3 protein-coding genes and 1 pseudogene are annotated in these 3,488 nt (G+C 40.2%); 2 read left to right on the top strand and 2 right to left on the bottom strand.

Going from position 1 to position 3,488, the window contains the following annotated elements; all coding sequences use genetic code 11:
• Window positions 1-139 precede the first annotated feature (139 nt).
• Window positions 140-577, bottom strand: a pseudogene (locus tag IM322_RS04105) (transposase); the annotation flags it as partial.
• A gap of 579 nt (window positions 578-1,156) precedes the next feature.
• A protein-coding gene (locus IM322_RS04100; RefSeq protein WP_287672104.1) for an ISKra4-like element ISMae18 family transposase occupies window positions 1,157-2,208 on the bottom strand; the annotation gives its coding sequence in 2 pieces (ribosomal slippage) (window positions 1,157-2,052 and window positions 2,052-2,208; 1,053 coding nt in all).
• 197 nt (window positions 2,209-2,405) lie between these two features.
• Here IM322_RS04100 and IM322_RS04095 point away from each other — a divergent pair.
• Together IM322_RS04095 and IM322_RS04090 are read left to right on the top strand one after the other, a co-directional pair.
• Window positions 2,406-2,888 (top strand): IS5 family transposase, encoded by a 483-nt coding sequence (locus IM322_RS04095; protein WP_287672103.1) that lies wholly within the window; start codon window positions 2,406-2,408, stop codon window positions 2,886-2,888.
• Between the two features lie 117 nt (window positions 2,889-3,005).
• Complete coding sequence (locus IM322_RS04090; protein WP_353737490.1) at window positions 3,006-3,239, top strand: hypothetical protein; 234 nt, start codon at window positions 3,006-3,008, stop codon at window positions 3,237-3,239.
• Window positions 3,240-3,488 lie beyond the last annotated feature (249 nt).

Raw genomic sequence — 3,488 nt, 5'->3', positions numbered from 1 at the left:
ACCGACGACTGAAAATTTCTGGAGCCCAGTGGAATGAAGAAAATATCCCTCAAGTGCTTAAACACCGCTGTGCTTACCTAAATAACAGTCTTTAGCTATTGAATAGTATTTATGTTCTGACAAAACTGACTTGCTCCCGTTCTATTTTATGATAGCGACTTTTTTCTTGGTTAATAATAGTCTCTGGGCAATATTCTAATCGGTTGATGGTACTTTTCCCTGCTAATCCCGCTTGGTTTAACTCAATAAAGTTAAGCTTTTCTAAGGGTATAGCTAAAGCTGGGTCATGACGTAATTTATCATGGTCATTGACATCTTCATATCCTAAAATGATGCCATAAACTCTCTGTGCTAGTCAATGGTGAAGGGAATAATCTAGATAGGAGACATGACGATAATCTCGAAAGCATTCAGCAAATTGAGTGGTGATTTTTAACTTCTTGTCTAACTCTGCCATTAAGACAATCCCCGCGTCCGAGGTGATTTTACCTCCTTCAAAATTGGCGATTATGTTTCTTCCTTTTAACGGGCCAAAGTTGAATTGATTGGGGAGAGACTGGTCTGAACTAGATGTCATAAAATCGAACCTTTAAAAGCGCAAACATAACTCAATTATAACTGATTTTAAAGCCAAGTTTTGAGGAATTTGTGACCCAGGTACAGTTTATTTAATTAATTTGCGTAAACTTTACGCAAATTAATTCCTTTTTTCTCAAGTCTAATTGATGACGATGTCTTGTTAAATTCTCACAACACACTGTCGTTGGGGGAGCTGGGCTAAAATCGGGTTCAAATCTATACTGGGTAGGGCTTTCAGACACTCCATTCTCTTTCTTTGTGAGAAATGCGGGTTATGCCAGAGCGAGGCAAGGATTTGGTGTTTGTATTGGACTGGGTGGGCCAGGTGTGACCAATATGGTGACGGCGATCTCCGCTGCGTTGACCAATAACTAGCTAGGGGACGAATTTACAACCACAAGACACCACCTTGGCAATAAAGTGTATAAGTTAATTTGGGCTGCAACTATAGAATCCATTTGGTATCTTTTATAATGTAGATGCCCTTGCTGAAAAGGTGACGCGAAAACCTTGTCCATTATAGGTTTCAGGGGAGAGAGTCTCGGGAGCATCCCAGTTTTGCAATGAGTAAAAATACTCAGGCAATATCGCCGTTGAGATAAGCACAACGTAGCTTCAAATACTGAGGAACATTCTCTGCTTTCCATTGTGCTCCCACAATTTTCATTCTTGCACCTATTTGCTTAATCTTTGACTCTACACTTCCAGAACCGATGCAAATCCCTTGTGATTGATAGAGTTCGTAATTGGGTATTCTTTCTCGATGTTTATCGACATATTTGGTGAAATTTATAGCCTGTTTCTTTTTGCATCCCTCTAATTCCTCTAAAACTCTTTTCACCTCTCCTTTCCATAAATTCTCTTTGATTCTATTCAGACGCTTGTTTGACCCGCCTATTTTATTCATATTCTCTACTAAATGATACCAATCCAATATTTCTCTCCTTTTAACACCGATTTTCTCCATCAGATTCCACACCCCATCATGACCATCTCCTAAACAGGTGACTACCTCTGTTAAGGGCTGACGGTTCACCCATTCCAGTAATTCTTCATTTTGCTGAAAAAATCCCGCACATTCTTGACCATGCAGACTTACTGCTTTGTAATCTCTCCCTTGACTCGGTTGTCCTTTGGGCGTTCTGATTCTGACTTTTCCTCCATCTACACTCAATGCTTCTACCGGACTCTTTGCTTCTGCTTCCTCAAATTTATATCTTTGTACAAGCCTCTGTTGACTACTGCCTGAAACTGCCATTCCTGTCGCCATTTTGCTATCTTTTTCCGCATCTTCAAAAGAGACTTTAGCCACTGCTCCTAAGCAACATTTCTCCAGCATGGGACTTAATCGATTATTCTTGCTTAATCCTAGTTTATCGGCTTGTTTCTCGCTTATCTTGACTTTCCCTATGATACTGCTTACGCTTTTGGTTCGCCCTGCTTGGGTTCCTGTTGCTGATTCAAAAAAAAATTGCCTATGGCAGGACCCAATGTAGTCAGCCAATGGTCTCGCAGGGCGGTTTCAATGCCCTCAAAGCTACGTAGTTGTTCTTCTGGGGTATTATCGACTAGAATTTGAGCAATGGCTTTTAAATGTTGATCTAGTTGTTCTTTTTGGTCTGTATTCATGATTCTACCGTTTAATTGTTTCTCTTTATTTTGCCTTAGCTAACGTTTTTAGTCTCTAAGCATTTATACTTATTGCAAAATTGGGATGCTCCCGAGAGTCTCTAGCCTGCGCGAGCGGCAATACTTTAGTCGGAACCCCGTTTTGTGAATGCGTCACCGTCTAGTCGTCCCAAAAAATCAATGGAGGAGTCAGCTAAATGTACTCAAGTAGTATGACGGATGAAGAGTGGTCTATCGTAGAACCGCTATTGCCAAAGAAGAAATTGACTTGTCCGCCCAAATGGACAAAACGACAGATTTTAGACGCTATTTTCTATCAACTCAAAAATGGCTGTAATTGGGGTGACCTCCCGAAAGATTTCCCCCCCTACTCCACCGTGTTCTGGCATTATAAACAGTGGAGAAGTCAGGGAATCATCCAAAAAATAATGGAAGAATTACATCGCCGATTACGACAACAAGAAAAAAAAAACTTGTGGACGACTCTAATTATGATTGATTCTCAAGCCGTCAAAAATACCTGTAATGCGAGTGTGGAGACGAAAGGATTTTGTTTCTACAAGTGCACCAATGGAATTAAACGTCATCTAGCGACGGATAGTCTTGGTTTTCCCTTTTTCGCTCATTGTACTCCCGCCAACCTATCTGATGACCAAGGATTGATTGAGTTGTTAACTTGAGGTATTGACTATTTCAAGTTAAAACCGTCGGAACTGCCTAAGACGACTATTCTTCTAGATAATGGTTATCATCCTGACAAAATAGAGAAAGAGTTGGTTAAGGTCTATCCAGAGATAATGACTAAAATTCAGTTTGAACTGTCTCCAAAACCGTCAAAAACCGAAAAAGCGGAGAAGGGTTTATCAGGATTCGTACCTGTAAAAACTCGATGGGTGATTGAAAGAAGTAATTCTTGGATGGAACGCTGCAAATCTTTAGTCAAAAATTTTGAGCGTACTTTACAGCACTCCACTACCAAAATTCATCTCTGTTTTCTTCGACTTCTACTACGACGATTAGCTGTATCCTAAGATACCAAATAGGTTCTATAGGATAATTAGTTTGATCGGAAAATATGCATAAGACTGTACAATTTACTTGACTTGTACTCAGCCTAAGTGGGTGGGTGGAATTAAATATATAGCGTTTCCTGTTCACAAGAGGTACATTATCGATTCTGAAAAGCTTAATCAGCAAAGGTTAAACTGTGCCTCGCAGATGCGAGAACCGCTATAAGATAAACGTAGGTTGGTTTGAAGCATGAAACCCAACGCCCGATT

It is taken from the genome of Microcystis sp. M109S1, from assembly GCF_020247025.1.
In the GTDB taxonomy this organism is placed as follows: domain Bacteria; phylum Cyanobacteriota; class Cyanobacteriia; order Cyanobacteriales; family Microcystaceae; genus Microcystis.
Note: the sequence above shows the minus strand (reverse complement) of the source record. Positions and strands in the feature narration are given on the sequence as shown.